At 68.0% G+C, this 24760-nt stretch carries 22 protein-coding genes and 2 pseudogenes; 9 read left to right on the forward strand and 15 right to left on the reverse strand.

From position 1 onward, the window contains the following. Positions 1-11 precede the first annotated feature (11 nt). From ACTJJK_RS15095 to ubiK, 6 genes and pseudogenes are all read right to left on the reverse strand, one after another. Positions 12-578 carry a GIY-YIG nuclease family protein gene (locus ACTJJK_RS15095; protein WP_440730628.1) on the reverse strand — a complete coding sequence of 189 codons (567 nt, stop codon included), beginning with the start codon at positions 576-578 and terminating at the stop codon, positions 12-14. Further along, positions 579-1751 (reverse strand): hypothetical protein, encoded by a 1173-nt coding sequence (locus ACTJJK_RS15100; RefSeq protein WP_440730629.1) that lies wholly within the window; start codon positions 1749-1751, stop codon positions 579-581. 662 nt (positions 1752-2413) lie between these two features. Then, entirely contained in the window at positions 2414-2794 is a 381-nt protein-coding gene (locus ACTJJK_RS15105; protein WP_440730630.1) for a helix-turn-helix domain-containing protein, read from the reverse strand. Continuing rightward, positions 2791-4020, reverse strand: coding sequence for a tyrosine-type recombinase/integrase (locus ACTJJK_RS15110; protein WP_440730631.1), 1230 nt, complete (start codon positions 4018-4020; stop codon positions 2791-2793). Before ACTJJK_RS15110 ends, ACTJJK_RS15105 begins: the two co-directional genes overlap by 4 nt. 308 nt (positions 4021-4328) lie before the next feature. Continuing rightward, positions 4329-5258, reverse strand: a pseudogene (locus tag ACTJJK_RS15115) (YifB family Mg chelatase-like AAA ATPase); the annotation flags it as partial. Between the two features lie 8 nt (positions 5259-5266). Continuing rightward, entirely contained in the window at positions 5267-5533 is a 267-nt protein-coding gene (gene ubiK, locus ACTJJK_RS15120; RefSeq protein WP_031371342.1) for a ubiquinone biosynthesis accessory factor UbiK, read from the reverse strand. Positions 5534-5809: 276 nt separating this feature from the next. Here ubiK and ACTJJK_RS15125 point away from each other — a divergent pair, with 276 nt between their 5' ends. Continuing rightward, entirely contained in the window at positions 5810-6148 is a 339-nt protein-coding gene (locus ACTJJK_RS15125; protein ID WP_031371341.1) for a P-II family nitrogen regulator, read from the forward strand. Positions 6149-6245: 97 nt separating this feature from the next. On the opposite strand, the gene ACTJJK_RS15130 is transcribed toward ACTJJK_RS15125, so the two are convergent. Further along, the gene (locus ACTJJK_RS15130; protein WP_036148256.1) at positions 6246-7187 is read right to left on the reverse strand and encodes a LysR family transcriptional regulator; all 942 of its coding nucleotides are present in this window, start codon (positions 7185-7187) and stop codon (positions 6246-6248) included. 145 nt (positions 7188-7332) lie between these two features. Between ACTJJK_RS15130 and ACTJJK_RS15135 the strand changes: the two genes are divergently transcribed. Next, positions 7333-8361: a YeiH family protein gene (locus ACTJJK_RS15135; protein ID WP_440730641.1), complete on the forward strand. Its 1029-nt coding sequence runs from the start codon at positions 7333-7335 to the stop codon at positions 8359-8361. Further along, positions 8348-9082, forward strand: a complete 735-nt coding sequence (locus ACTJJK_RS15140; RefSeq protein ID WP_152566146.1) for a tetratricopeptide repeat protein — start codon at positions 8348-8350, stop codon at positions 9080-9082. Before ACTJJK_RS15135 ends, ACTJJK_RS15140 begins: the two co-directional genes overlap by 14 nt. Positions 9083-9299: 217 nt before the next feature. On the opposite strand, the gene speE is transcribed toward ACTJJK_RS15140, so the two are convergent. After that, positions 9300-10151 carry a polyamine aminopropyltransferase gene (gene speE, locus ACTJJK_RS15145; RefSeq protein WP_223621513.1) on the reverse strand — a complete coding sequence of 284 codons (852 nt, stop codon included), beginning with the start codon at positions 10149-10151 and terminating at the stop codon, positions 9300-9302. Positions 10152-10443: 292 nt separating this feature from the next. Here speE and speA point away from each other — a divergent pair, with 292 nt between their 5' ends. From speA to ACTJJK_RS15160, 3 genes are all read left to right on the forward strand, one after another. After that, a complete protein-coding gene (speA, locus tag ACTJJK_RS15150; protein ID WP_440730632.1) occupies positions 10444-12333 on the forward strand; it encodes an arginine decarboxylase in 1890 nt (629 codons plus the stop codon). Positions 12334-12342: 9 nt separating this feature from the next. Continuing rightward, complete coding sequence (locus ACTJJK_RS15155; RefSeq protein ID WP_440730633.1) at positions 12343-12594, forward strand: YciI family protein; 252 nt, start codon at positions 12343-12345, stop codon at positions 12592-12594. Between the two features lie 242 nt (positions 12595-12836). Continuing rightward, the gene (locus ACTJJK_RS15160) at positions 12837-13751 is read left to right on the forward strand and encodes an NAD(P)-dependent oxidoreductase (RefSeq protein ID WP_440730634.1); all 915 of its coding nucleotides are present in this window, start codon (positions 12837-12839) and stop codon (positions 13749-13751) included. Positions 13752-13925: 174 nt separating this feature from the next. Here the strand turns inward: ACTJJK_RS15160 and ACTJJK_RS15165 are convergent, their stop codons facing one another. From ACTJJK_RS15165 to radC, 4 genes are all read right to left on the reverse strand, one after another. Further along, positions 13926-14648: a hypothetical protein gene (locus tag ACTJJK_RS15165; RefSeq protein WP_152566145.1), complete on the reverse strand. Its 723-nt coding sequence runs from the start codon at positions 14646-14648 to the stop codon at positions 13926-13928. 80 nt (positions 14649-14728) lie between these two features. Beyond that, on the reverse strand, positions 14729-15673 hold the full coding sequence (locus ACTJJK_RS15170) for an SPOR domain-containing protein (RefSeq protein ID WP_031371332.1): 945 nt from the start codon (positions 15671-15673) through the stop codon (positions 14729-14731). Further along, entirely contained in the window at positions 15674-17362 is a 1689-nt protein-coding gene (gene argS / locus ACTJJK_RS15175; RefSeq protein WP_440730635.1) for an arginine--tRNA ligase, read from the reverse strand. 175 nt (positions 17363-17537) lie between these two features. After that, positions 17538-18212, reverse strand: a complete 675-nt coding sequence (gene radC / locus ACTJJK_RS15180; protein WP_031371330.1) for a RadC family protein — start codon at positions 18210-18212, stop codon at positions 17538-17540. A 170-nt stretch (positions 18213-18382) separates the two neighbouring features. On the opposite strand from radC, the pseudogene coaBC reads away from it, so the two are divergent. The 3 genes and pseudogenes from coaBC to ACTJJK_RS15195 all read left to right on the forward strand — a co-directional run bounded on the left by coaBC (position 18383) and on the right by ACTJJK_RS15195 (position 22568). After that, positions 18383-19599, forward strand: a pseudogene (gene coaBC / locus ACTJJK_RS15185) (bifunctional phosphopantothenoylcysteine decarboxylase/phosphopantothenate--cysteine ligase CoaBC). Between the two features lie 47 nt (positions 19600-19646). Further along, complete coding sequence (dut, locus tag ACTJJK_RS15190; RefSeq protein WP_031371329.1) at positions 19647-20105, forward strand: dUTP diphosphatase; 459 nt, start codon at positions 19647-19649, stop codon at positions 20103-20105. Between the two features lie 147 nt (positions 20106-20252). Beyond that, entirely contained in the window at positions 20253-22568 is a 2316-nt protein-coding gene (locus tag ACTJJK_RS15195) for a phosphomannomutase/phosphoglucomutase (RefSeq protein ID WP_440730636.1), read from the forward strand. Positions 22569-22714: 146 nt separating this feature from the next. Here ACTJJK_RS15195 and ACTJJK_RS15200 read toward each other — a convergent pair whose 3' ends face one another. The 3 genes from ACTJJK_RS15200 to ACTJJK_RS15210 all read right to left on the reverse strand — a co-directional run bounded on the left by ACTJJK_RS15200 (position 22715) and on the right by ACTJJK_RS15210 (position 24728). Continuing rightward, the gene (locus tag ACTJJK_RS15200) at positions 22715-23371 is read right to left on the reverse strand and encodes a hypothetical protein (protein ID WP_440730637.1); all 657 of its coding nucleotides are present in this window, start codon (positions 23369-23371) and stop codon (positions 22715-22717) included. A gap of 143 nt (positions 23372-23514) precedes the next feature. Further along, positions 23515-24177, reverse strand: a complete 663-nt coding sequence (pyrE, locus tag ACTJJK_RS15205) for an orotate phosphoribosyltransferase (RefSeq protein ID WP_440730638.1) — start codon at positions 24175-24177, stop codon at positions 23515-23517. Next, complete coding sequence (locus ACTJJK_RS15210) at positions 24174-24728, reverse strand: GNAT family N-acetyltransferase (protein WP_051884667.1); 555 nt, start codon at positions 24726-24728, stop codon at positions 24174-24176. Before ACTJJK_RS15210 ends, pyrE begins: the two co-directional genes overlap by 4 nt. Positions 24729-24760 lie beyond the last annotated feature (32 nt).

The following is a 24760-nucleotide window of genomic DNA, read 5'->3' on the forward strand; positions in this document are numbered from 1 at the left end:
AGACGAGGCCATTACAACCGTTGCGTCACCTGCAACACGTAGGCCAGTACCTGATTCGCCTCGCCACGCGCGATGAGTTGGGCAGGAGAACCAGCCAGCGATTCAATCGGAAAGCACATCCAGCGCGCAGCGTCCGCCTCCTTCATTCCTGACTGAAGCAGGGTCTGAGCGAGCGCAGGCGTGCGCTGCTTTAGAGCAGTCCAGACTTCGGCTTCTGTGACTGCGAGTGCGTGGATCGCTTCAGCGTGTTGTTCCAGGACCGCCAGCAGTTCGGGCATCCCCTGGCCCCGTTCTTGAGCCGATGGATTGGGGCAGTACGACCGCCAGTCCGCCGTGTAGGGCTGGAAGAAGGCGATCTTGCGCGCCTTGGGCCAGCGCTTGATGCGCTTCTCCAGGTGGCCCGCTTGCGCGCGCGAGCCAACCGGCACGGCGGAAACCAGGGTCCGGGGTGGGTGGACGCGCGTGTGCTGTGCCGCCTGCCCCCTGACGTGCTGCAGGTAGCGTGCGTCGACATCGCTGGCAATGCCGGTATAGGTCGAGCCATCGAGGCATTCGAGCAGGTAGATGTGCCACACCACTCAGGCCCTCGCATCGAAGGCGTGTCGTGTGTGCGGCCGCAACTGCATGCCTAGGTGCTGGCAGTACTTGGTGGCCGTGACCCGACACACGCCTAGCGCATCGATCAAGATGCGTGGCGAGCCCGGATCAGCGATTGCCCATTGCGCCAGTGACGTAGTGATCAGAGCGCGTGTAGTAACGCGCCTGCGCGTGCGTGAGAGCCAGTCCCCGTAGCTGTCCGATCGGATGTGCGAGCCGGCCTGCCGGCCCGGAAACAGGAACAGGCTCTCATCGTTGCGCTCGAAACAGGAATGCTCCCGCCGCATCGACAGCCAGCGCGCCATGAGGGGATGAGTGACCTCATCCAGCGGCAGCCAGATCTTGGCGAAGCGCACCTCGTAGGTACCATCTGCACCAATGCGCACCCCTTCCAGGCGCATAGCAACGCTCTTGTGCGGTGGCTGGGCATAGATCAGTGCGAACAGTGTCACCAAGGACCACCGCACATCGACAGTTTCGGTGCTCTGGCCCAAACGATGAATCAGGTTCAGGCGTGCATCGTCAGACAGCGCGTGCTTGAGTGAGAATTCTCTCTTGACCCTGGGTACGCTCAACTTATGGAAATTTCGCTCATGACGGCGCAGGTAGCGGATGAAGGCGTGCATGCCAAGGCGGTAGCTACGGTACCGTCCCAGAAACAGGTCTAAGTGCTCTTGCGACACCTCCGGTACGCTCGTGGCGCCTTCGGCGGCGGCGTGATTCAGGAACCACACGGCTGAGCGGACCGCCGATTCCATCGACTTGGGCTTGACCGGAATGGTCCTGCGCCGCGACCTGTCTGATGCAAGCTCCCGCTTTTGCAGCATGTGGGTCAGGAATCGACCCAGCATCGCATGGGACCAACTCGGGCCACGCGCGGTTAAGGCGCGGATGCGGCTCAAGTGCCACTCAAGTTCGTAGTCCGGATCCTGATAGGTTGTGATGTAGCCGGTCACATTGAGAAAAGACATCGCGCGAAGATGATGGCTCAGGAATTCGTGCCCCAGCTTGCGTACGACCATCACCCCGCTCAAGGCATCGACGGAGTCGAAGTGTGGCGACAACGCGGCGAAGAACGCCACGTCTCGGCGCAGGCTTACGCTCAAGGTGCCATTGGCGATCTGGTCGCGCAGCGTCTGGTAGTACTCGGTCATCAATGCCCGTGCCCAGGGTGCGGGCACCTGCGCGTACAACTTCGTCAGCAGACGGCTGTGGGTTCGGCGCCAGGCGCAGTCTTCGCACCGGCCGCTGCCATAGTGGTACTTGGGTTTGTGACAGTCCGTGCACGTGGCGATAGGAGGCGCGCCGGTAGGCAGGCAATTGGCGCAATATCCCTTGCCATCTCGTTCCCCCGCGATGAAACGAGGGCGACGGCACCCAGCGCAGCACACTGCCTTACCCAGGCGGTGGCGACATGGCCCACACACTGGGTCCATGACGCCGCGGCGCAAGTCGCGCTCCAAGCCATGTTTGAATTCGTTACAGCCAGGGCACAACTGAGGTGGCAAGGCATGGCGCCGGCAGGAACTGCAGAACAGGCGCCCGTCCTCCAGTTCGATGCCGAAGCGACGGAGCGTTCGCTTGCATCGGGCGCACGGCTTGCCCTCCCAGCGCAAGCGAAGCGTGCAATTTGGGCATGCGTGTGGGGCTTCGTCCTTGAGGATGCGGCTGGATCGCCCGCAACGCGTGCAGGTCGAGGGAATGAAATGCTTGTGGTAGCAGCTTCCGCAGTACACCACGCCCCGATGCGTGCGCTGAGCCTTGGCCAACGGGGCCTGGCACTTCCCGCAGCACAGGGCGGGGAGGTCGGGCATGTTCATGGGGTGTGCTCCCCGGCCGGCAGGGCGAAGACCTTGAATGCCGGGCCCTTGAGCCGTGCGATGTCCTCCGGTGAAAGTTCAGGTGCGGCCTTACGGAAACTGGCCGGCTTGTCGCACGGCGCGGCCGGTGCGCAGGTGCCCCAGTGCATGAGGTCGACGGGCGTGCACTCCAGCGCATGACACAGCGCGATGAGCAGCGGCATGTTCATCCGTTCGGGCAGGTGGTTGACCACCCGGCCCAGTTGCACGTCCGAGATAAAAGGGTAGTAGTCCTTAAGACGACGACGCAGCGCCGCCACGCTGGGCACACCGCGCTCGGCCATGACGTCGCGCAGCCGCCAGTGCACGCGCGGCAATAGGGAAGAGAGTTCGGTCATGTCGGCTCCTTCTTCTGCAACTGCTGCTTAACCAGTTGCCTGGCCCGATCGCGAATGAAGGTCTCGGGAAAGTGGGTGTAGACCTGGGTCGTAGCGGCGTGGGCATGGCCATGCCGCTGCTGGGTGAAGTGCAGCGGCACATTGGCTTCGGCCTCGTGCGAGACCGACATGTGCCGCAGACCGTGAGGCGAGAGCGTGACCGGGTCGATCCCGCACACGCGCAATAGATGTTTGAAGCGTGCGGAGATTTCCGAGCGGGACAGGCGCGTGCCCTGCTCGGACAGCCACATGGCCGGCTCGTCTGGGTGCAGCGGCGGAAACAGCGGACGCACCACGGCCAGGTACCACTCCAGGACCTCGCGGATGGCGGGATTGATCGCCGGAATGGATCGGAACCGGGGCCCGCTGCCGTTGCTGCCCTTGCCGTAGACATCGGCAAAGCCGAACCGGCCCAATTCGCCGATGTCCGGGTTGGAGCGAAAGCTGGTCAGGTTCATCGCGTGTCCTTCGGACATGCGCAGGCCATAGACGTAGTAAGTAATAAACATCGCCTTGTCGCGCAGCAAGGCACGCACACAGCGTGGCTTGGTCCGGATGGCCAACTCGATGGCCGCGTCCAGCACCTGGACCACTTCCTGGAACTCCGCGGCGCTCAGGTAGCGGCGATGGCGCATGGGCGCCATGTCCGTGGTGTGGATCACGCGATTCTCGCTGTGGGCGATCTCGCGTAGCTCCCCGCCCAGGGCCCGTGCCTCATTTTGATAGGCCAGGTTGTGGCTCAGGTAGCGCATCAAGGTGGCTATGGCCGTCTGCTTACGGCGCTGCGTGCGCGGCGCATCGCCTTTGCTCAGGCCCAGATGGGCCGACCACACCTCGAAGTCAGCTTCAGTCAGTGCCCATAGGGGCTGGCCGATGAAGGCGAGCAACTGGCGCACGGCGATCTGATCGTTGGTGATCGAACTCTTGGCGTGGTTGCGTGAGGGGCGCCGGCCCTCGTAGTAGGCGCGCAGCATCTTGTCCTGCAGCGCCTGTTCTTGCTCGGTCAACGCGCGCGGCGGACGGGCTGGGGTCGGCACCGCAGGAGCGGTGGGCGACTTGGGCTTGCGGCGGGGCTTGGGCGCAGCGACCGGGCCCGAACCCGCCGGCGCCGGCGCCGGAGTGCCCAGGCTGGGAGCCAAGGGCGGAGCGACCAGTGCCCCAGGCAAACGGTAGATGCGCGCCGTCATGACGACCTCCTCAAAGGGAGGGCAAGGCGGAAGGCGAACCGGGCCCCGGGTCGAGCCCAGGTCGAATGCGGGGGGCGGCAGCGGGTCGTCGTGGGCGTGTTCATGCGACCCACCCCAGCACGGATCCTTCCGGACCAAAGTTATGCAAACTTTCGCGCGATGAAGGACTCCCGCCAGGGACCTTCGGGCGCCCCTTCATCCAATGAAGGGTGTGGACCGGATTCAAGCCCTTTTTAGCGCGTGAATCACCAACAAAATCAAACCACTTAGGTGATAATTTCCAGAGATGTGGGCACGCCCAGCCTACTCTGGATAGTTGGCAGTTCGTCGAGAAACAGCACGCCTTGATGTGCGAGCGAAATCTCGCCGGGGCGCGGATCGGCGCCGCCGCCGACCAGGGCGACCGCGCTGGCGGTGTGGTGCGGCGAGCGGAACGGGCGCTCGCGCCAGCGCGCCGGGTCGAGGCCGTGGCCGTGCGCGCCACCCGCGACCGAGGCGATCGCCGCGGTCTCCAGCGCTTCTTCCTCGCTGGCCTCGGGCAACAGGCCGGGCAGGCGCGAGGCGAGCAGGGTCTTGCCGCAGCCGGGTGGGCCGATCAGCAACAGATGGTGGCCGCCAGCGGCGGCGATTTCGAGCGCGCGCCGCGCCTGCGCCTGGCCGCGCACATCGCGCATGTCCAGGCCGGGCGCGCGCAGCAGCGGCGCAGCCTGGGCCTGCGGCAAGTCGGCGCGGCCGCAGAGCATGGCGCAGACTTCGAGCAGGGTGCGGCCGGTGCGCGCTTCGACGCGGCTGGCGAGTGCGGCCTCGGCGCCGTTGCCGGCCGGCACGATCAGGCGGCGCCCGAGCGCGGCCACCGCGAGCGCGGCAGGCAGCACGCCGTCGATGGCGCGCAGCTCGCCGGTCAGGCCGAGTTCGCCGAGGAACTCGTACTCGTTGAGCGCTTCCAGCGGGATCTGACCGCTCGCGGCGAGGATGCCCAGGGCGATGGCGAGGTCGTAGCGGCCGCCGTCCTTGGGCAGATCGGCCGGAGCCAGGTTGACGGTGATGCGCCGCTGCGGAAATTCGAACTGCGCGCACTGGATCGCGGCACGGACGCGGTCCTTGGCTTCGCGCACCGCCGCTTCGGGCAAGCCGACGATCGACATGCTCGGCAGGCCGCCGCCGAGGTGGACCTCGACCCGGACCGCAGGCGCACGGACGCCCGATCGCGCACGGCTGTGCACGAGTGCCAGGTTCATGGCGGGGCTCAGTGCTGGGGCGTGGAAGCGTTGTCGAGTTGCGCTTCGAGCTCGGCGACGGTGCGCTGGAGTTCGTCGAGCTTCTCGCGGGTGCGCAGCAATACCGCGCGTTGGACTTCGAATTCCTCGCGGGTGACCAGCTCGAGCTTGGACAGGCCGGTCTGCAGTACGGACTTGAAGTTCTGTTGCATTTCCTCGCGGCCTTCGCGCAGGCCCGGGGGCAGCAGAGAGCTGAGGCGGCGGGCGAGGTCGTCGATGTAGTTCAGGTCGATCATGTGGGGAAAGCTCCTCCGGCAATGGGGTCAGCTTGACCGCCGGACCGGGACCTCGCCGTCGGCCGGGGCCGTGGCGGGTTGTCGGAAAAGTCCGAAGTGGATGACGCGGTCACTACATCACGGCGCCGGCGAGGCCCGCAAGCGCTTTGTCCTCATCGTCCAACGGAGCGCGCGGAGGCGGTGTGAACGGCGTCCGACGGGCGGCGTGACCCGCGTCGGACCTAGGTCGCGACCGCGTGGCACGTTATCCTGCGCGGTATTGCAAGGAGATCGACGATGAAGATGGTCATGGCGGTGATCAAGCCGTTCAAGCTCGACGACGTGCGCGAGGCGCTGGCCGAGGCCGGCGTGGCCGGCATCACCGCGACCGAGGTCAAGGGCTTCGGGCGCCAGAAGGGGCACACCGAGCTGTACCGCGGGGCCGAGTACGTGGTCGATTTCCTGCCCAAGATCAAGCTCGAAGTGGCGGTGACCGACGATCAGGTCGACACCGTGGTCGAGGCGATCATGAAGGCGGCCGGCACCGGCAAGATCGGCGACGGCAAGATCTTCGTCTGGGACCTCGAACGCGCGGTGCGCATCCGCACCGGTGAGATGGACGGCGACGCGCTGTGAGCGAACGCCGCCCGGCGCTGCCGGCGCGGCTCCATACGATGGGCGCCTGCGACGGCCGATCGACCGCGAACGAAGCGGCCATTGTTCAGGTCGGACCTTAGCGTCGTCGAACCGGCCCGCGTGCCCGCGCCGGGGCTGAGACGGCGGCCTCGCCCTGATCGAGAAAGGCCTGCAGCGCCGGCGCGCGCGGTCGATTGACCAATTCCAGCCGATACAGCGGGCGCGTCATCGACGCGTCTTCGTCGAGCTTGATCGTGCGCACGCGTTGCATCGTCACCAGGTCGGCGACCACGGTTTCCGGCAACAAGGCGATGCCGGCGTCGGCGGCGACGGCGTGCGCGATCGCTTCGTTGCTGCCGATCTCGATCACCCGCGCCGGTTCGATGCCGCGCGCGGCGAACAGCGACTGCGCGACCTGGCGTGTGCCCGAGCCCTGTTCGCGCACCAACCAGGTCTGGCGGGCAAGTTCGGCGAGGGAAGGGCGGCGCTTGGCGCCTAGCGCGCTGTCGGCGGCGGCGATCAGCCGCAACGGTTCGCTGCGCCACAGGCTGGCCTGGATGCGCGCATCTTCGACCGCGCCCTCGACGAAACCGACGTCGACCCGGCAATCGATCACCGCGCGGCTGATCTGCTCGGTGTTGCCGACCACCAGCTCCACCGTCAGCCCGGCATGGCGCCGCACGAACGGGCCGAGGCTCTGCGGCAGCCAATACGCCGCGACGGTGGTGCTGGCGCCGATGCGCAGGCTGCCCTGGCGCAGTTCGACGCGGTCGCGCACGTCCTCGCTGGCGATGCGTTCCAGGGCGAAGATCGCCCGCGCATGCTCGAACACCGCGTTGCCGTGATCGGTCAGTTGCACGCCGCGCACCGCTTTGGCTTCGGCGCCGCTGCGTTCGATCAGGGGCAGGTCGAGTTGGTGTTCGAGTTCGCGCACCGCCTTGGACACCGCCGACTGACTGACGAACAAAGCTTCGGCGGCGCGCGAAAAGCTTTGCTGTTCGACCACGGTCAGGAACACGCGCAACAGGTGCAGGTTCATGGCATGAGCTCAATTCATGAATACTTGAATTATATGTATTGGACTCCCCGGGTGCGCGGGCCTACCTTGGCGCCGCTGTCGATCCGCCGCTGCCCTGGAGTTCCCCGCCGTGTCCGTCCTGAACCCGTCTTCGTCCGCCTCGTCCCTGCAATCGGGCCTGACCCGCTCGCCGGGGTTTTGGCCGGGGTTGGCGCTGGCGGCGGCGATCGCGGGCGCGGCGATGGCGCTGGCCTCGCTGCCGGCCTTGCAGGCCTGGGGCCTGAGCGCGCTGACCTTGGCGATCGTGCTCGGCATCGTCGTCGGCAATACCGTCTTTCCGGCGTTTGCGGCCGCCGCCGGCAGCGGCGTGGACTTCAGCAAGGGCACGCTGCTGCGGCTCGGCATCGTGTTGTACGGCTTTCGCGTGACTTTCCAGGAGATCGCCGGGGTCGGCGTGGCCGGCCTGGCGATCGATGCGGTCGTGGTGGCCGGCGTGTTCGGCCTGGCCACCTGGCTGGGCACGCGCTGGCTCAAGCTGGATCGCGAGACCTCGATGCTGATCGGCGCCGGCAGCGCCATCTGCGGCGCTGCCGCGGTGATGGCGGCCGAGCCGGTGGTGCGTGCACAGGCGCACAAGGTGTCGGTCGCGGTCGCCACCGTGGTGGTGTTCGGCACGCTCGGCATGTTCGTTTATCCGATGCTTTATCCCTATCTCGGGCTCAGCGAACACGCTTACGGCGTATATGCCGGCTCGACCATCCACGAAGTCGCCCAGGTCGTCGTCGCCGGCCGTGCGGTTGGCGAGTCGGCCGCGTCGGCGGCGGTGATCGAGAAGATGCTGCGGGTGATGCTGTTGGCGCCGTTCCTGTTGCTGCTGTCGTCGCGGATCGGTGCTGCGCCGGGCGCGGCGAAGTCGAAGATCGCCGTGCCGTGGTTCGCGCTGTGGTTCGTCGCGGTCAGCGGTTTCAACTCGCTGCAGCTGCTGCCGGCGCCGTGGAAGGCGGCGATCGTGCAAGTCGACACCGTGTTGTTGGCGATGGCGATGGCCGCATTGGGCTTGCGCACGCATGTCGGCGCGATCCGCCAGGCCGGCCCGAAGCCGATGCTGCTCGCGGCGGTACTGTTCGCCGTGCTGACCATCGGCGGTTACGGCTTGAATGTCGGTGTGGCGAAGCTGTTCGGTGCCGCAGGCTGACCCCTCAAGTCGGCCAGGCATCGATCCGCCGCAGCATCCTTCATTCCTGCGCTCGCGTATTTCGAATGGCCGCCCCGGAAGGGCGCTAAGCGCGGATGCCGCTGAAAAGCACATCCATTTGGCAGTGTCGAACCGCCGATCTCCACTGTTAGGATCGAATGTCCACACAGGGGGTTCGGAATACATGAAAGCACACATCATCGCGGCCGCCACCGCGGTCCTGTTCGTTGCCGGCGTGGGGACGAGTTATGGCGCCACGAAGAAGCCGCAACCTACCGCCGCGACCTATCGCGACAAAGCGCCTCAAGAGGCGGCCAAGGCGCTGACGGAAATCGCCTTGGTGCAGGCCGGCAAGAATGGCAGTTGGGAGCGGATCGGCGCCGGCCGGGTGTATTACCTCGGCGGCTTGAAGGCGCAAGGGCAGTCGGTGTTCGACGCGATTCTCTCGGGCAAGCACGAGGACAGCGATGTGTATCGCATCGCGCGCGTGTACGCGGAGGCCGGGGAGTGGGCGAAGGCCAAGCCCTTGTTCGATCGGTTCATCGCCGGCAACCGCGACGATGCCAAGGCGCATGCGGAAATCGGCGCGCATTACCTGTTGCAAGGCGATCGCGCGACGGCCGAACGCATGTTCGATCGGGCGTTCGAGCTGGAGAACGACAATCCGTGGATCACGGAATATGTCGCGGGCGCTTATCTTGGGGTGAAGCCGCAGGAGTAAGTACGAGCGATGGCGGGGTTGGTTACTGCCTGCGCGGTCATCGGGAAGTAACGGCAACGATGGGTGGATAGATCGCCATCGACCGACGGCAGATTTCGCAGCTCAGTCGAAACCGCTGCAAAGCAACGTTCCTGCGGTTGCCGCAACAAAAAGCCCCGCGTGAGCGGGGCTTTTTTTATAACCGACACCGAGCGCGATCGATCGCGCCGCGCGGGGCTTACTCGCCCAGCGCTTCGGCCACGAAGGCCGGGGTCGACAGCGCACCGCGGTGGATGCCGGCGTTGTAGTACTTGCTGGCGAAGGTCTTGGCCTGGGCGTCGGCTTCGCGGAACTCGAAGTTGCCGCTCTTGCGCGCCAGGGTGCAGCTCCACCAGCCGGTCGGGTAGCACGGCTGCGGGAAGGGCAGGGTCTTGAAGGTCTTGAAGCCGGCCTTGCCCATCTCGGTGCGCATTTCCTTGATCAGCTCGATCAGCATCAGCGGCGATTCGGACTGCTGCACCAGGATGCCGTCCTCGCGCAGGGCGCGGAAGCAGCTTTCGTAGAAGGCCTTGTTGAACAGGCCTTCGGCCGGGCCGACCGGGTCGGTAGAGTCGACGATGATCAGGTCGACGCTGTTCGGCGCGCGGTTGGCCATGTAGGCGATGCCGTCGTCGAACAGCAGCTGCGCGCGCGGGTCGTCGTTGCGGTCGCACAGTTCCGGGAACCACTTCTCGGCCATGCGCGTGACCTGCTCGTCGATGTCGCATTGCACCGCTTCGGTCACGCCGTCGTGCTTGAGCACTTCGCGCAGGGTGCCGCAGTCGCCGCCGCCGATGATGACGACGTTCTTCGGCGCGCGATGGGTGAACAGCGCCGGGTGCGACATCATCTCGTGGTACAGGAAGTTGTCGCGCGTGGTCAGCATCACCGCGCCGTCGATCAGCATCAGGTTGCCCCAGTCGGTCGTCTCGAAGATTTCGATCTTCTGGAACGGCGATTGGACTTCATCGAGCTTGCGGGTGACGCGGTAGCCGATGGACGAGCCGGTCGGCTCGAAGTTTTCGTAGTGCCACGTCGGTTCGGTAGTCATGCCGTTGCTTCCTGATAAAGGCCGTGCGGGTTGGGCGTCGCTGCTGGGGCGGGTGTCGCTGCGCGGGTGTCGCGTCGGTCCGCCGGTGCGGAGCCCGGCAGCGGGTTTCGAGGCCAGGCTTTCGAGGCCGGGGGCGCGGATTGTAGCGGACCCATATGAAACGGACCGTATGAACGGATATCGCGAGTGGCCCGGGTTTGCCGATCCGGCCGATCCCGGCGCCCGCGGCGGGTCCCCACCGGGGGTACGGCCTGTAGAATGCGCCTTCCCCACTTTGTCTGGTAACACGCCGATGTCCGACTGGTCGCTCGATCAGGCCCGCAAGACCTACTCGATCCCCCACTGGTCCGAAGGGTATTTCGACATCGACGCCGCCGGCCGGATCGCGGTGAGCCCGCGCGGCGAGCGCGGCCCCACCGTGGCGCTGCCCGAGGTGGTCGACGCCGCCCGCGCCGCCGGCGCCAAGCTGCCGATGCTGGTGCGCTTCCCGGACATCCTCGGCGACCGCCTCGGCAAGCTGCAGAGCGCCTTCGCCCAGGCCATGCGCGACTGGGACTACGCCGGCGGCTACACCGCGGTCTACCCGATCAAGGTCAACCAGCACCAGGGCGTCGCCGGCACGCTGGCCTCGCACGCCGGCGAAGGCTTCGGCCTGGAAGCGGGCAGCAAGCCCGAGCTGATGGCGGTGCTGGCGCTGAGCCGGCCCGGCGGCCTGATCGTCTGCAACGGCTACAAGGACCGCGAGTACATCCGCCTGGCCCTGATCGGCCGCAAGCTGGGCATGGAAACCTACATCGTCGTCGAGAAGCCGTCCGAGCTGCAGGTCGTGTTCGAGGAAGCCAAGGCCCTCGGCGTGAAGCCGGGCCTCGGCGTGCGCATGCGCCTGGCCTCGCTCGGTGCCGGCAAATGGCAGAACAGCGGCGGCGACAAGGCCAAGTTCGGCCTTAGCCCGCGCCAGGTGCTGGACCTGTGGAAGCAATTGCGCGACAGCGGCCTGCAGGACTGCCTGGGCCTGCTGCATTTCCACATGGGCTCGCAGATCTCCAACGTGCGCGACATCGCCAACGGCATGCGCGAGGCGACCCGCTATTTCATCGAGTTGTCCAAGCTCGGCGCCAACGTGCGTTACATGGACGTCGGCGGCGGCCTCGGCATCGACTACGAAGGCACGCGTTCGCGCAGCTATTGCTCGATCAACTACGGCGTCAACCAGTACGCCTCGAACATCGTGCAGCCGCTCGCCGAGGCCTGCCAGGAGTACGGCCTGACCCCGCCGCGCCTGGTCACCGAGTGCGGCCGCGCGATGACCGCGCACCACGCGGTGTTGGTCGCCAACGTCTCGGAGATCGAAGAGGCGCCGGAAGGCCGGGTGCCGCCGGCGCACGACGACGAGCCGGCGGTGATCCGCCACCTGCGCGAGATCCACGACGAACTCGACCAGCGCCCGGCGGTGGAGCTGTTCCACGAGGCCCAGCATCACCACGGCGAAGGCCTGTCGCTGTATGCGCTCGGCCAGATCGACCTGACCCATCGCGCCCGCATCGACGATCTGTTCTATGCGATCGCGCACGCGGTGCGCGCGCGCCTCGACGGCAGCGAGAAGAGCCATCGCGATCTGCTCGACGAGCTGAACGAGCGCCTGGTCGACAAGTACTTCGTCAATTTCAGCGTGTTCGAGTCGATGCCGGACGTGTGGGCGATCGACCAGGTGTTTCCGATCGCGCCGATCGAGCGCCTCAACGAAGTGCCGGACCGGCGCGGCGTGATCGCCGACCTGACCTGCGACTCCGACGGCAAGGTCGACACCTACGTCGAGAACGAAGGCCTGGACACCTCGCTACCGCTGCATGCCTTGAAGCCGGGCGAGAGCTATCGCCTGGGTTTCTTCCTGGTCGGCGCGTACCAGGAAATTCTTGGCGACATCCACAACCTGTTCGGCGACACCGATGCGGTCGAAGTACGGGTGGACGGCGACGGCTATCGCCTGGCCCAGCAGCGCCGCGGCGACACCACCGACGTCATGCTGGACTATGTCGGCTACAAGCTGGCCGACTTGCGCGAGTCGTATCGCAGCAAGGTCGCCGCCGCCAATCTGCCGGCTGACGAGGCGCGCCGTCTCGACGAGGCGTTGGAAACCGGTCTGACCGGTTATACCTATCTCGACGACTCGCCGGTGGCCTGAGCGATGACGATGAATCGCTATCTGGTGATGGCCATGCGCCTGCCGCAGTTCGACACGGCCCAGATCGGTCCGCATCGGGATTTCCTCGACGAGTTGCGCGGGCAGGGCCGGCTGGAACTGGCCGGCGGCTTCGGCGACAAGAGCGGCGGCGCCTACGTGCTGCGCGCGTCGGATCTCGACGAGGCCCGGGTGTTGGCGTTCCGCGATCCGCTGCATCTCAGCGGCTCGTCGCGGCTCGACGTCTACGAATGGCAGGCCTGAGCCAGGGCTGAGCCCGGGTTGAGCAGCGCAAGACGCCGCATTCACCGCGCGCGGCTTGGCGCGTTCAGGCAGCAGGGGAGCCTGTAGACCCAGACTGGGACGCATCGACATCGTCCGGCAACGCCGGTCGCACGACGGCCGGGCGGGATCGCGGTACTGTCCACATCCGGTCGGGCGGTCCGCCGACGGCGCGACATCATGGTTTTTTGAAATATTTAGCGCCCGTAGGGCAGAAGGTCGAAATGAAAGTAGGGGTAATCGGTCTGGGAGCCATGGGCGCGCCGATGGCGCGTTACGTGCATAGCAAGGGCGTGCTGACCGCGGTGGGCAACCGGACGCAGGCCAAGGCCGATGCGATGGCATCGGAGCTGGACGTGCGTGCGGCGCGCTCGGCGGCCAACTTCGCCGATTGCGATCTGGTCGTGCTGTGCGTGTCGCTCGACGCCGACGTGCTGGAGAACGTCGCCGCCCTGGCCGAAGTGCTCAAGCCCGGCGCGATCGTGGTCGACCATTCGACCGTATCGGTCGAAACCGCACGCCGCGCCGCCGCGCTGTTGGCGGTGCACGACATCGGCTTCCTCGACGCGCCGGTGTCCGGCGGTGTCGAAGGCGCGCGCAACGGCAAGCTGTCGATCATGGTCGGCGGCGACGAAGCCCAGCTCGAGCGCGTGCGCGACGTGATCGACGCCTATGCCGCGCGCATCACCCATATGGGCGCGACCGGTGCCGGTCAGGCGACCAAGGCCATCAACCAGATCCTGGTCGCCGGCATCAACGAGGCGGTCTGCGAAGGCCTGGCCCTTGGCGAGAAGCTCGGCCTGGATCCGGAACGCCTGTTGCCGACCTTGATGGCCGGCGCGGCCAGCAACTGGTTCCTCGACAAGCGCGGCGCGACCATGCTGCGCGACGAGTTCGCGCCCGGCTTCAAGTGCCTGCACATGCTCAAGGATCTGCGCATCGTCCAGGGCATCGCCCGCGACAGCGGCATCCGCACCCAGACCATCGACCAGGCCGTGGCGGATTACGCCGAGCTGATCGAACGCGGTTACGGCGAGTCGGACACCTCGGCCCTGATCGCGCTCAAGCGCGCGCGGCCGGCGCTGGTGGTCGAAGAATCGGATGCGGCGCCGGGGGCTGCGGCCAGCATCGAGGCCTGAGCGCTAGCCGGATTCCAGCGAACAACGAAAACCCGCACGCTGCCAGCGTGCGGGTTTTTTGTTGTGTGGCGGATACGGTTCGCTACCGTTGCGTTCGACTGGCGGTGCGCGGTCGCGGCTTGCGCCGCCCCTAACCTGGGAGCGTGCGGCGCGAGGGCCGAGTGGAGGTGCGGATCAGCGCGTGGCCGGCCGGCCGCGTCGTTGCGCGATGCGTTCGCCGAGGATGGCGCCAGCGAAAGCGGCGATGACGGTCAGGACGATGGCGAGCACGTTGTAGCGCAGCGCGCCGGCCAGCGACCGCATCGGCAGCGGGCTGTCGGGGAGGGCCATCGAAACGATCGTCCACAGGGTCAGCACCCACATCGCCACCATCAGCAACAGGGCGATCCAGCGGAAATGCGCGTGGCGCGCGATCGCGCCGCCGACGCCCATGGCGATCAGGGCCCCGAACACGTCGAGCAGCGGAATCGCGCCGACGCCGGTCTCGATCGCCTGGCTCGCGTCCAACCCCAGGAACTTGATGAAAATGCCGAACAACAACAGCACGCCTGCCGCACTCAGGCAGCCCAGAAGAATGCGCTTGTCCATCCGATCCCCAACGACTACGTAGCGGGCGCAGTCTACTTCGACGCTCGTGCGACGCAGGGTGACCGGCGTCGCGCTGTGGCCGGGCGCGCTGCCGGAAGGTGGCGCTGCGCCGACGCGCGGTGACGCATCGCGGCAGTTTTTGCCCGGCGAGTCGGCGACTCGGGTACGGCGAATGCCGGGCCGGGCGAATCTCCGGTCGCCGGATGCGCACGCGCTCGGAGGCGAATGGGCGGTGGAAGGCGATGCAGCGTTGCAGGCCGTCAATGGCGCGAGTACCGGATCGCGGTCTTGTGCGGGGATCGCGGCCAACAAAAAGGCCGGGTTTGCGGCCCGGCCTTTTCTTTTGCGCTTGTTTCCTTTGCGCCTGTCGCCGCCGCAGCGGCGCCGGCTTACTGCACCTTGATCGCCATGCCGGGCAGGCCGCCGTCGGCGAGCTTGCGCTTGGCGTCGGCCAGGTCGCTGGCCGTGCCGTAGGGCCCCATACGCACGCGGTACACGGTCTTGCCGCTGATCTGCGCCGATTCCACGCGCGCGCCAAGGCCGAGCATCGCGATCTTGGCCTTCATTTCCTCGGCCTGTCCGGAAGCCTGAAAGGCGCCGGCTTGGAGCAGATAGCGGGTGTTGTCGCTGGCCGCGGCGGGCTTGGCGACGTTGCCCTGGGTCGCGGCGACGGCCGGCGGCTTCGGCGTGACCGAAGTGGCCGGCGGCGGGGTCGCGCTGGCGACCTGGACCGGCGGTGCGGCGGTGCGGGCCGGCTCGACGGCGATGGTGTCGACCGGCTTGGGCAGGCTGACGGTGGTCGCGGTGGTGCTCGAGGCGGCGGCCGGCGTTCGCGTCGGCGGCGCGGTCTGCACCGCGGTCGCGGCCTGCACCGGCTGCGGCTGGGTCGCCGCAGTCTGCGCGCTCCTGCGCTGCTGGGCGGCGCGGCGCTGCTCTTCGGCGGCTTCGGTCGCGGCGAGTTCGGCATCGCTCATCTCGACTTCTTTGCCCGGCAGCAGGGTGTAGAAGTCGTAGTCGGTGCCGTCCTTACCGTCCTTGCCGGTCTTGTCGTCGTTGGCCTTGGCGTCGGCCGCATCGGCGTTGCGCGCCGGCTTGGCCGCCGCGTTGCTGTCCTCGGGCGCGACCGGCTCTTCATCGGCCGTGACCGCGGCCGGCTGGGCGTCGGGGTTCGGCTGCGGACGGAAGAAGCCGTCGCCGTCGGACTTGAGGTACTTGGGCGCGACCAGGATCAACACGACACCCAGCAGCAGCCCGATCACGCCCCAGGCCCAGCCCGGCAGGCTGTCGTTGCCCTGGTTGCGCTTGGCCTGAGATTTTCCGCGTCGTGCTGCCACTTACATTACCTCCGGGGCGTTCACCCCAAGTAGTTCGAGACCGTTCGCGAGCACCTGGCGCGTCGCCGCGGCCAGCACCAGGCGAGCATGGCGCTGGGCGTCGTCGTCGACCAGGAACTGGTGGTCGTTGTAATACGTCTGGAAGGTCTGCGCCAATTCGAGCAGATAACCGGCGATCTGGTGCGGCTCGAGGTCGCGGCCGGCGACCGCGACCACGTCCGGATAGCGCAGCAGGGTCACGATCAGCTCGTGCGCGGCGGCGTCGTTCAGGTCCAGCGGCTGGGCCAGGCCGTGCGCCGCGTCATAGGACAGGCCGCGCTCGGCGAGTTGGCGCATCAGGCCGCACATGCGCGCATGCGAGACCTGGACGTAATAGACCGGGTTGTCCATCGACTGCGAACGCGCCAGGTCGATGTCGAAGGTCAGCTGCGAATCGGGTTTGCGCGCGATCAGGAACCAGCGCACCGCGTCGCGGCCGGCTTCGTCGATCAGGTCGCGGAGGGTCAGGTAGCTGCCGGCGCGCTTGGAGAGCTTCACTTCCTCGCCGCCGCGCATGACCGTGACCATCTGGTGCAGCACGTACTCGGGCCAGCCTTGCGGAATGCCGGCGTCGAGCGCCTGCAGGCCGGCACGCACGCGCGCCAGCGAGCCGTGATGGTCGGCGCCGAGTTCGGTGATCGCGCGTTCGTAGCCGCGCTGCCACTTGCTCAGGTGATAGGCGACGTCCGGCACGAAATAGGTGTAGGTGCCGTCGGACTTGCGCATCACGCGGTCTTTGTCGTCGCCGAAATCGGTCGAGCGCAGCCACAAGGCGCCGCCTTCTTCGTAGGTGTGGCCGTGGGCGATCAGCTCGCGCACGGTTTCCTCGACTTTCTCCTGCTCGTACAGCGAGCTTTCGAGGAAGTACACGTCGAAGCCGACGCCATAGGCAGCCAGGTCGGCGTTCTGCTCGCGGCGCAGATAGGCCACGGCGAAACGGCGGATCGCGTCGAGATCGTCGACGTCGCCGGCACCGGTGATGCTGTGGCCGTCGACTTCGACCGTGGCGCCGTCGAGATAGGCGCGGGCGACGTCGGCGATGTAATCGCCGCGATAGCCGTCCTCGGGCCAGTCGGTGTCGCCGGGCGTGCGCCCTTGCGCGCGCGCCTGCACCGAGATCGCCAGGTTGTTGATCTGCACGCCGGCGTCGTTGTAGTAGAACTCGCGCGCGACGTTCCAGCCGTTGGCGCCGAGCACGCGCGCGATGCAGTCGCCGATCACCGCGGCGCGGCCATGGCCGACGTGCAGCGGGCCGGTCGGATTGGCCGAAACGTATTCGACGCCGGCGCGACGGCCGGCGCCGCTGGCGTTGCGGCCGTACTGCGCACCCTGGGCGAGCGCCTCGCCGAACTGGCGGCGCCAGGCCGCTTCGTCGACGTGGAAGTTGATGAAGCCCGGGCCGGCGATCTCGACCCGGCCGAGATCGGCGCTGGCGGGCAGGGCCTCGATCAGCTTCTGCGCGATCTCGCGCGGATTGCTGCGCGCCGGCTTGGCCAGCAGCATCGCGGCGTTGGTCGAGAAGTCGCCCTGGGCGCGGCTCTTGGGGCGCTCAATGACGAAATCGGGCGTGGACAGGTCGGCCGGCACGGTACCGGCTGCGCGCAATGCGTCGATGGCCTGCGCGACGAGCGCATGTAGGGTGGCTTTCACAGGGGACTTTGCGATTCGCAGGGCATTACGGAACCGCGCATTTTACCCGTATCGAACGGGCTTGCGCGGGCGATCGACGGCTTCGTCGGGCCGCGGATATTCCGGCCTGGCACGTCCAGGCGCCGTGAGTACGGGGCGGAGCGGTCGGCCCCCGGGCCATCGTCCCGACCGGGGTTCAAACCCAGCCGCGCGCGGCCATCGAGATCGGCAGACCGTCGCCGACCACGAAATGGTCGAGCAGGCGAATCTCGACCAGGGACAGGGCCTGCTTCAGGCGGGCGGTGACCGCCCGGTCGTCCTGGCTGGGCTCGGCGTTGCCGCTGGGGTGGTTGTGGCCAACGATGACCGCCGCGGCGTTGCGCTGCAGGGCGCGCCGGACCACCTCGCGCGGATGCACCTCGGCACCGTTGATGGTGCCCTGGAACATTTCCTCGAAGCCGATCACGCGGTGACGGGCGTCCAGGAACATGACTGCGAACACCTCGTGCTGCAGGCCGCGCAGGCGCTGGGCGAAGTAGCGCCCAGCCGATTCCGGGTCGGTCAGGGCGGTGCCGCGGTCGAGTTCGGCGCGCAGGCAGCGCGTGGCCAGTTCCAGCGCGGCCTTGAGGGCGCAGGCGCGGGCCGTGCCGATGCCGCGCATGCGCACCAGCTTGGCAGGCGGCTGGTCGAGCAGGTCGCGCAGGGGGCCGTGCTCGGTCAGCAGCCCGCGGGCGGTGCCGACCGCGTCCTGGCCGCGCAGGCCCGAGCCCAGGAAGATCGCCAGCAGCTCGGCGTCCGACAGCGAGCCGCTGCCGTGGGCGAGCAATTTTTCGCGCGGGCGTTCCGCGCTCGGCCATTCGTGGATTCTCATGGCTGCATCCTGTGCGGTGCCGGCCAGGGGCGGCATCGGGGGCGTGCGGGGCATCGGGTAAGCTAGACCGCCGAGAGGATGTAGGGATTCGCCGACGCGGCGTTCGTCGCGGCCGCATCACTCATCGTCTCCGAACCTGCATCGAGAACCGAACGAGCTCCGGCCCGCCCATGGCGCAAGACAAATCCCTGCCGCTGCACGACCAGCGCATCCTGCTTTGCGTCTGCGGCGGCATCGCCGCCTACAAGGCGGCCGACCTGGTGCGGCGCCTGCAAGACGCCGGCGCCCAGGTGCGCGTGGGCATGACCGAGAACGCCACCCGCTTCGTCGGTGCCGCGACCTTCCAGGCCCTGTCCGGCCATCCGGTCCGCAGCTCGCTGTGGGACGAGGCGGCCGAGCTGGCGATGGGGCATATCGAACTGGCGCGTTGGGCGCAGCGGATCCTGATCGCGCCGGCCACCGCCGACATGATCGCCAAGCTGGCCCACGGTTTCGCCGACGACCTGATCAGCACGCTGTGCCTGGCCTCGGAAGCGCCGGTCGCGATCGCCCCGGCGATGAATCACCGCATGTGGGGTCATCCCGCCACTCAGGCCAATGTCGCGACCCTGCGCGGGCGCGGCGTGGCGTTCTTCGGCCCGGGCGAGGGCCGCATGGCCGAACCCGAATCCGGCCCCGGCCGTTTGCTCGAACCGCAGGAACTGGTCGCCGCCCTCGCCGGAGCGATGGCATGAGCGGCGCCAGCCTCGCCGGCCGGCGCCTCGTCGTCAGCGCCGGCCCGACCTTCGAAGACATCGACCCGGTCCGCTTCATCGGCAACCGCAGCAGCGGCAAGATGGGCTTCGCGATCGCCGAGGCCGCGGCGCGGCGCGGCGCCCGGGTGGTGCTGGTCGCCGGCCCGGTCGCCCTGGCGACCCCGGCAGGGGTCGAGCGGATCGACGTGCGTTCGGCCCGGCAGATGCGCGAGGCGGTGATCGGGGCCTTGCCGGCCGATGCCTACGTCGGCGCCGCCGCCGTGGCCGACTACGCGCCGGCGCAGGTCGCGTCCGGCAAGATCAAGAAGAAAGACGAGCAGCTCACCCTCGAGCTGGTGCGCACGCCCGACATCCTGGCCGAGGTCGCCGCGCATCCGCAGCGCCCGACCCTGGTCGTCGGCTTCGCCGCCGAGACCCACGACGTCGAGTTCTACGCCCGCGGCAAGCTGGAAAAGAAGCGGGTCGACCTGATCGCGGCCAATCGCGTCGGCGTGGCCGGCAGCGGTTTCGAAAGCGACGACAACGCGCTCACCGTCTACTGGCGCGACGGCGCCCGCGCCCTGGGCCCGGCGCCGAAGACCCAACTCGCCGACGAACTGCTCGACCTGATCCTCGCGCGCTGGCCGGCCTAAGCCTTGCGCGCCGCGGCGGCGCCCTCCCTGTCCGGACTTCCAAATCGATGAACCACACGCTCGAACTCAAGATCCTCGACGCGCGGCATGGCCACGAATGGCCCTTGCCGAGCTATGCGACCCCGGCCAGCGCCGGCCTCGACCTGCGTGCGGCGCTCGACGAGCCGCTGATCCTGCACTCGGGCGACACCGCGCTGGTGCCGTCGGGCCTGGCCATCCATCTCGGCGACCCGACCTTGTGCGCGGTGATCCTGCCGCGGTCGGGGCTGGGCCATAAGAACGGCATCGTGCTCGGCAACGGCACCGGCCTGATCGACGCCGACTACCAGGGCCCGCTGCTGATCAGCGTGTGGAACCGGGGCCGCGAGACTTTTACGATGCAGCCGGGGGATCGGATCGCCCAGTTGGTGGTCCTGCCGATCGTGCGGGCCAGCCTGCAGGTGGTCGACGAGTTCGAAAGCAGCGCGCGCGGGGGCGGCGGTTTCGGCCATACCGGGGTGCGCTGAGCGAATAACGGGTGCCATGGCACACATCGTGCTAGACAACCACGGGAGCGACCGCGCCACGAGGCACAGTCGACGGAATGATCCGCGGCCCCGGTGCAGACTGGGGTATCGCCCGCGCAAGGCACAGACAGGGGAAAGGTTCTGGCAATGGTCGATGTGAAAATGGAAAAGCCGCAGCTGTCGCTGGCGCAAATCAAGCCCGTGCTGCTGCCGGCGGCGTTCGTCTGCCTGCTGCTGACCCTGTGGTTCGGCTGGAGCGGCATCCAGCAACATCGGGACGCCTCGCGTCGGGCCGATCTGGTCAGTGCGCGCGACAAGGCGGTCAGCGCCGCCCACGACGCCCTCGGCATCGAGCACAAGCGCCTGCGCGAGCGCATGGCGGCTCCGGAGATGCAGGCTGCGCTGCAAGCCGGCGACCTGCAGCGCGCCGCGACCCTGCTGACCCAGAGCTGGCCCGGTGCCAAGGCCGGCGCGGTGTTGCCGCCCGACCTGGCCGGCGACTACGCGCAACTGCCGAAGAGCGGCTACGGCCGGCTCGCGGCGATGGAAGCGGCGATCGTCGCCGACAAGCCGACCGCGGCGATCGTGCGCGACGGCGGCAAGCCGGTGCTGTCGCTGGCTGCGCCGGCGCGCGCCGGCGAGCAATTGGTCGGCGTGGCCTATCTGCAGTTGCCCTTGCAGCGCATCAGCGACGGCATCGAAAAGGCCGACGTCGACGGCAGCAGCTACCTGGCCCTGCGCCAGGGCGGTTTCAGCGTGATCGAACGCGGCGACACCTCGCTCGGCAACGGCGCCGAGGCGATGGCGGCCAAGATCCCCGGCAGCGACCTGCGCCTGGCCGCGGCGGTGCCGGACGTGCCCGGCGGCCCGCTGGGGCTCGGGGCACTGAGCTGCTTCATTGCCGCGGTGGTGTTCGGCCTGCTGGCGTTCGTGCTGATGCGCCTGCGTCAACGTGCCTACCGCACGGTGCCGGTCGAAGACGAAGGCCCGGTTCAGACTTTGGCTGAGACCATGTCGGTCTCTCCGCTCGAAGCGACCGATGCCAACGTGACCGAAAGCCAGAACTCCGCCGCGCCCAAGGCCGTGGCCATCGATGGCGGAATCTTCCGCGCTTACGACATCCGCGGCGTGATCGGCCAGACCCTGGACCCCGGCGTCGCCCAGATGATCGGCCACGCTATCGGCTCGGTGATGCACGACCAGGGCCTGACCGAGATCGTCGTCGGCCGCGACGGCCGCCTGTCCGGCCCGGCGATGATCGAAGGCTTGATCGCCGGCCTGCGCAAGGCCGGCCGCAACGTCGTCGACATCGGCCTGGCGCCGACCCCGCTGGTCTACTTCGGTGCCTATCACCTGCGCGCGGGTTCCTGCGTCTCGGTCACCGGCAGCCATAACCCGCCGGACTACAACGGCTTCAAGGTCGTGGTCGGCGGCGAGACCCTGTCGGGCGCGACGATCACCGACCTGTACCAGCGCATCGTCGGAGGCCGTCTGCACACCGCGGCCGAGCCCGGCACGCTGTCGCAGCGCGACATCTCCGAGGACTACGTCCAGCGCATCGCCTCCGATATCCAGATCGATCGTCCGCTCAAGGTGGTCGTCGATGCCGGCAACGGCGTCGCCGGCGACGTCGGTCCGCGCGTGCTCGCCGCGATCGGCGCCGAGGTCACGCCGCTGTACTGCGAGATCGACGGCGAGTTCCCGAACCATCACCCGGACCCGAGCGAGCCGCACAACCTGGTCGACCTGATCAAGATGGTCGAGCGCCTGAACGCCGATCTCGGCATCGCCTTCGACGGCGACGGCGACCGCCTCGGCGTGGTCACCCGCGACGGCCAGAACATCTTCCCGGACCGGCTGCTGATGCTGTTCGCGGCCGACGTGCTCGAACGCAACCCGGGCGCGATGATCATCTACGACGTCAAGTGCACCGGCCGCTTGCCGGGCCACATCCTGCGCCACGGCGGCAGCCCGCTCATGTGGAAGACCGGCCACTCGCTGATCAAGGCCAAGATGCGCGAGACCGACGCCGAACTGGCCGGCGAGATGAGCGGCCACTTCTTCTTCAAGGAGCGCTGGTACGGCTTCGACGACGGCATCTACTCGGCGGCGCGCTTGCTGGAGATCCTGTCGGCACAGCCGCAAAGCCCGAGCGACACCCTCAACGCGCTGCCCAGCGGCGTAGCCACCGCCGAGATCAAGGTCGACGCGCCCGACGGCGACCCGCACAGCTTCGTCGAGCGTTTCGTCGCCGAGGCTTCGTTCGAGGGCGCGCGTCTGTCGACCATCGACGGCCTGCGCGTGGACTTCGCCGACGGCTGGGGCCTGGTGCGCGCATCCAACACCACGCCGATCCTGGTCATGCGCTTCGACGCCGACACTCACGAGGCGCTGGTGCGGATCCAGGACGCGTTCCGCGCCCAGTTGCTGGCGCTGAAGCCGGATCTGAAGCTGCCGTTCTAAGGCGCACCGAAGCGACGCCGGCCGGACCGGCATCGCCGACAACGCACACCAAAACGCCGCGGCTTGCCGCGGCGTTTTCGTTCATGGGCGTGCTTGTATGGCTTGCTTGCCGCGACCGCTCGCTACGGCCGCCGGACCAGCCGGGCTCAGCCCTGATTGGGCCGGCGCGCCTTCATCGTGTGATAGCGCTCCAGAGCCGCGGCGAGGTCGTCGTCGGCGACGCTGCGCTCGGCCAACTGCTGCTTGAGCATCTCCTGCTGGTGCATCAGCTCTTCGTGCTGGTGACGGATGTTGTCGGCCAGGGTCTTGCTCACCGGCTTGGTGCCGAGCTCGGCTTCGCCGGCGCGGCGCAGCAGGCTCAACAGGGTCTGGCGACGGCCGTCGATGCCGAGCTGCGAGGCCTTGACGGTCTCGTCGAGCAGGATGATCCGCTCCTGGAACGAGTCGCGCAGCTCCTGCTCGGTCGCGTACGACTCGGCCATGGCGTGGTCGCGGCGCTTGCGCGCCTCTTCGGCCATGGCGGCGCTGCGGGCGGCGCGAGCGGCCTGATCGGCAAGCACGCGCTCTTCCGGGGTCAGGGCGCGATCGACCTGGCCGGTCCGCAGGCCGCTGCGTGCGCTGATCTCGGTGCGCGCGCTGTCGACGGCATGCGCGGGCAGGGCGTCGCCACAGACCTTGCGGCCGCCTTCGTTCCAGCAGTAAAGCTTCTTGGCCGGGCTTCCCGCGTCCGCTTGGGCGTTGGCCAGCGGTGCAGCGAGCGCCAGCAGCAGCGCGCTGGCCAGCAGGGTATGGAGTCGGTTCATGTCGCCCTCGTGCCGTCGAACGGTCGGCCAATCGGCTAAAGAACCAAGCAAGAGTCGGGCCATCTCGGTCTCCTCTTTCGTGCCTGCGATCACAGAGCGGGCGTCGCCGCCGCCCGCAACCGTCTCCTGCCGCCGTCCGGCGATCAGGTTTCCGCGCTACGGCCGTAGGCGCTGCGATAAGCCAGCAGGCGTTCGCGCTGTGAGGCGAACTCTGCACTCTCGCCGGTGAAGGCGAGGAGGTCGTCGAGGGTGGCGATCGCGACCACCGGCAGAGCGTGTTCGATTGCGACAGTTTCTGCCGCCGAGCGTCGGGATTGTGCGGGGGCCACGGCTTCCTGGCGGTCGAGCGCGATGACGATGCCGGCGACGCTGCCGCCGGCCTCGGCGATCAGGCCCAGCGCCTCGCGGATCGCGGTGCCGGCGGTGATGACGTCGTCGACGATCAGCACACGGCGGCCCGCCAGGGGGGCGCCGATCAGCATGCCGCCTTCGCCATGGGCCTTGGCTTCCTTGCGGTTGAAGGCCAGCGGCAGGTCGCGGCCGCGGCGTGCGTATTCGCAGCCGAGCGCGGTCGCCAGCGGAATGCCCTTGTAGGCCGGGCCGAACAACAGGTCGAACTCCAGGCCCGCGGCCTGGATCGCATCGGCATAGCAACTCGCCAACCCGGCCAATGCCGCGCCCGAGTCGAAGCGGCCGGCATTGAAGAAATAGGGACTGACCCGGCCCGACTTGAGGGTGAACTCGCCGAAGCGCAGGGCGTCGGCGTTCAGGGCGAGCTGGAGGAAGCGATGGCGATGGTCGGTCATGGCGGGGTCGGGTCGGGGGAAGAAGGAATCAGGCGCAACAGCATCAGGTGCTGCGGGCCGGCGTTGCCGCCGTGGAACAGCTCGCCGGTGTCGACGAAGCCGGCCTTGAGGTAGGCCGAGATCGCCGGGCGGTTGCGCACGTTGACGGTCAGGGCGAGCAGGCGGCGCTGCGGATGACGCAGGCGCAGGTCGTCGCGGCAGGCGGCGATGGCGCGCGTGCCGTAGCCGCGGCCTTGCTGGGTGCGGTCGATCATATAGGCGCGCAGGCCCACGCCGGGCTCGCCGAGCGAGCGCCCGGCGATGGCCTGGACGCTGAAGTCGAGCCGGTAGAAGCCGACCACGCGGTCGCCGGCCAGCACCGCCATCGCCTCGCTGTTCGGGTCGCGCCAGGTGTCGGCCAGGTTGAACGCGGTGTCGCCGACGAAGGGCAGTTGCTCGGGGGCGACCTGCAGCGCGCGCACCGCGGGCGCCAGCGCCTCGTTCACCGGCAGCACGCGCACGGCGGCCGCGGAATCGCTGAAAACGGAGGTCGCCACGGTCATGGCCGACATGATACCCGTGCCCGGCCGTTGCTATGATCGTG

The organism is Lysobacter sp. 22409, from assembly GCF_052045105.1.
In the GTDB taxonomy this organism is placed as follows: domain Bacteria; phylum Pseudomonadota; class Gammaproteobacteria; order Xanthomonadales; family Xanthomonadaceae; genus Lysobacter; species Lysobacter antibioticus_B.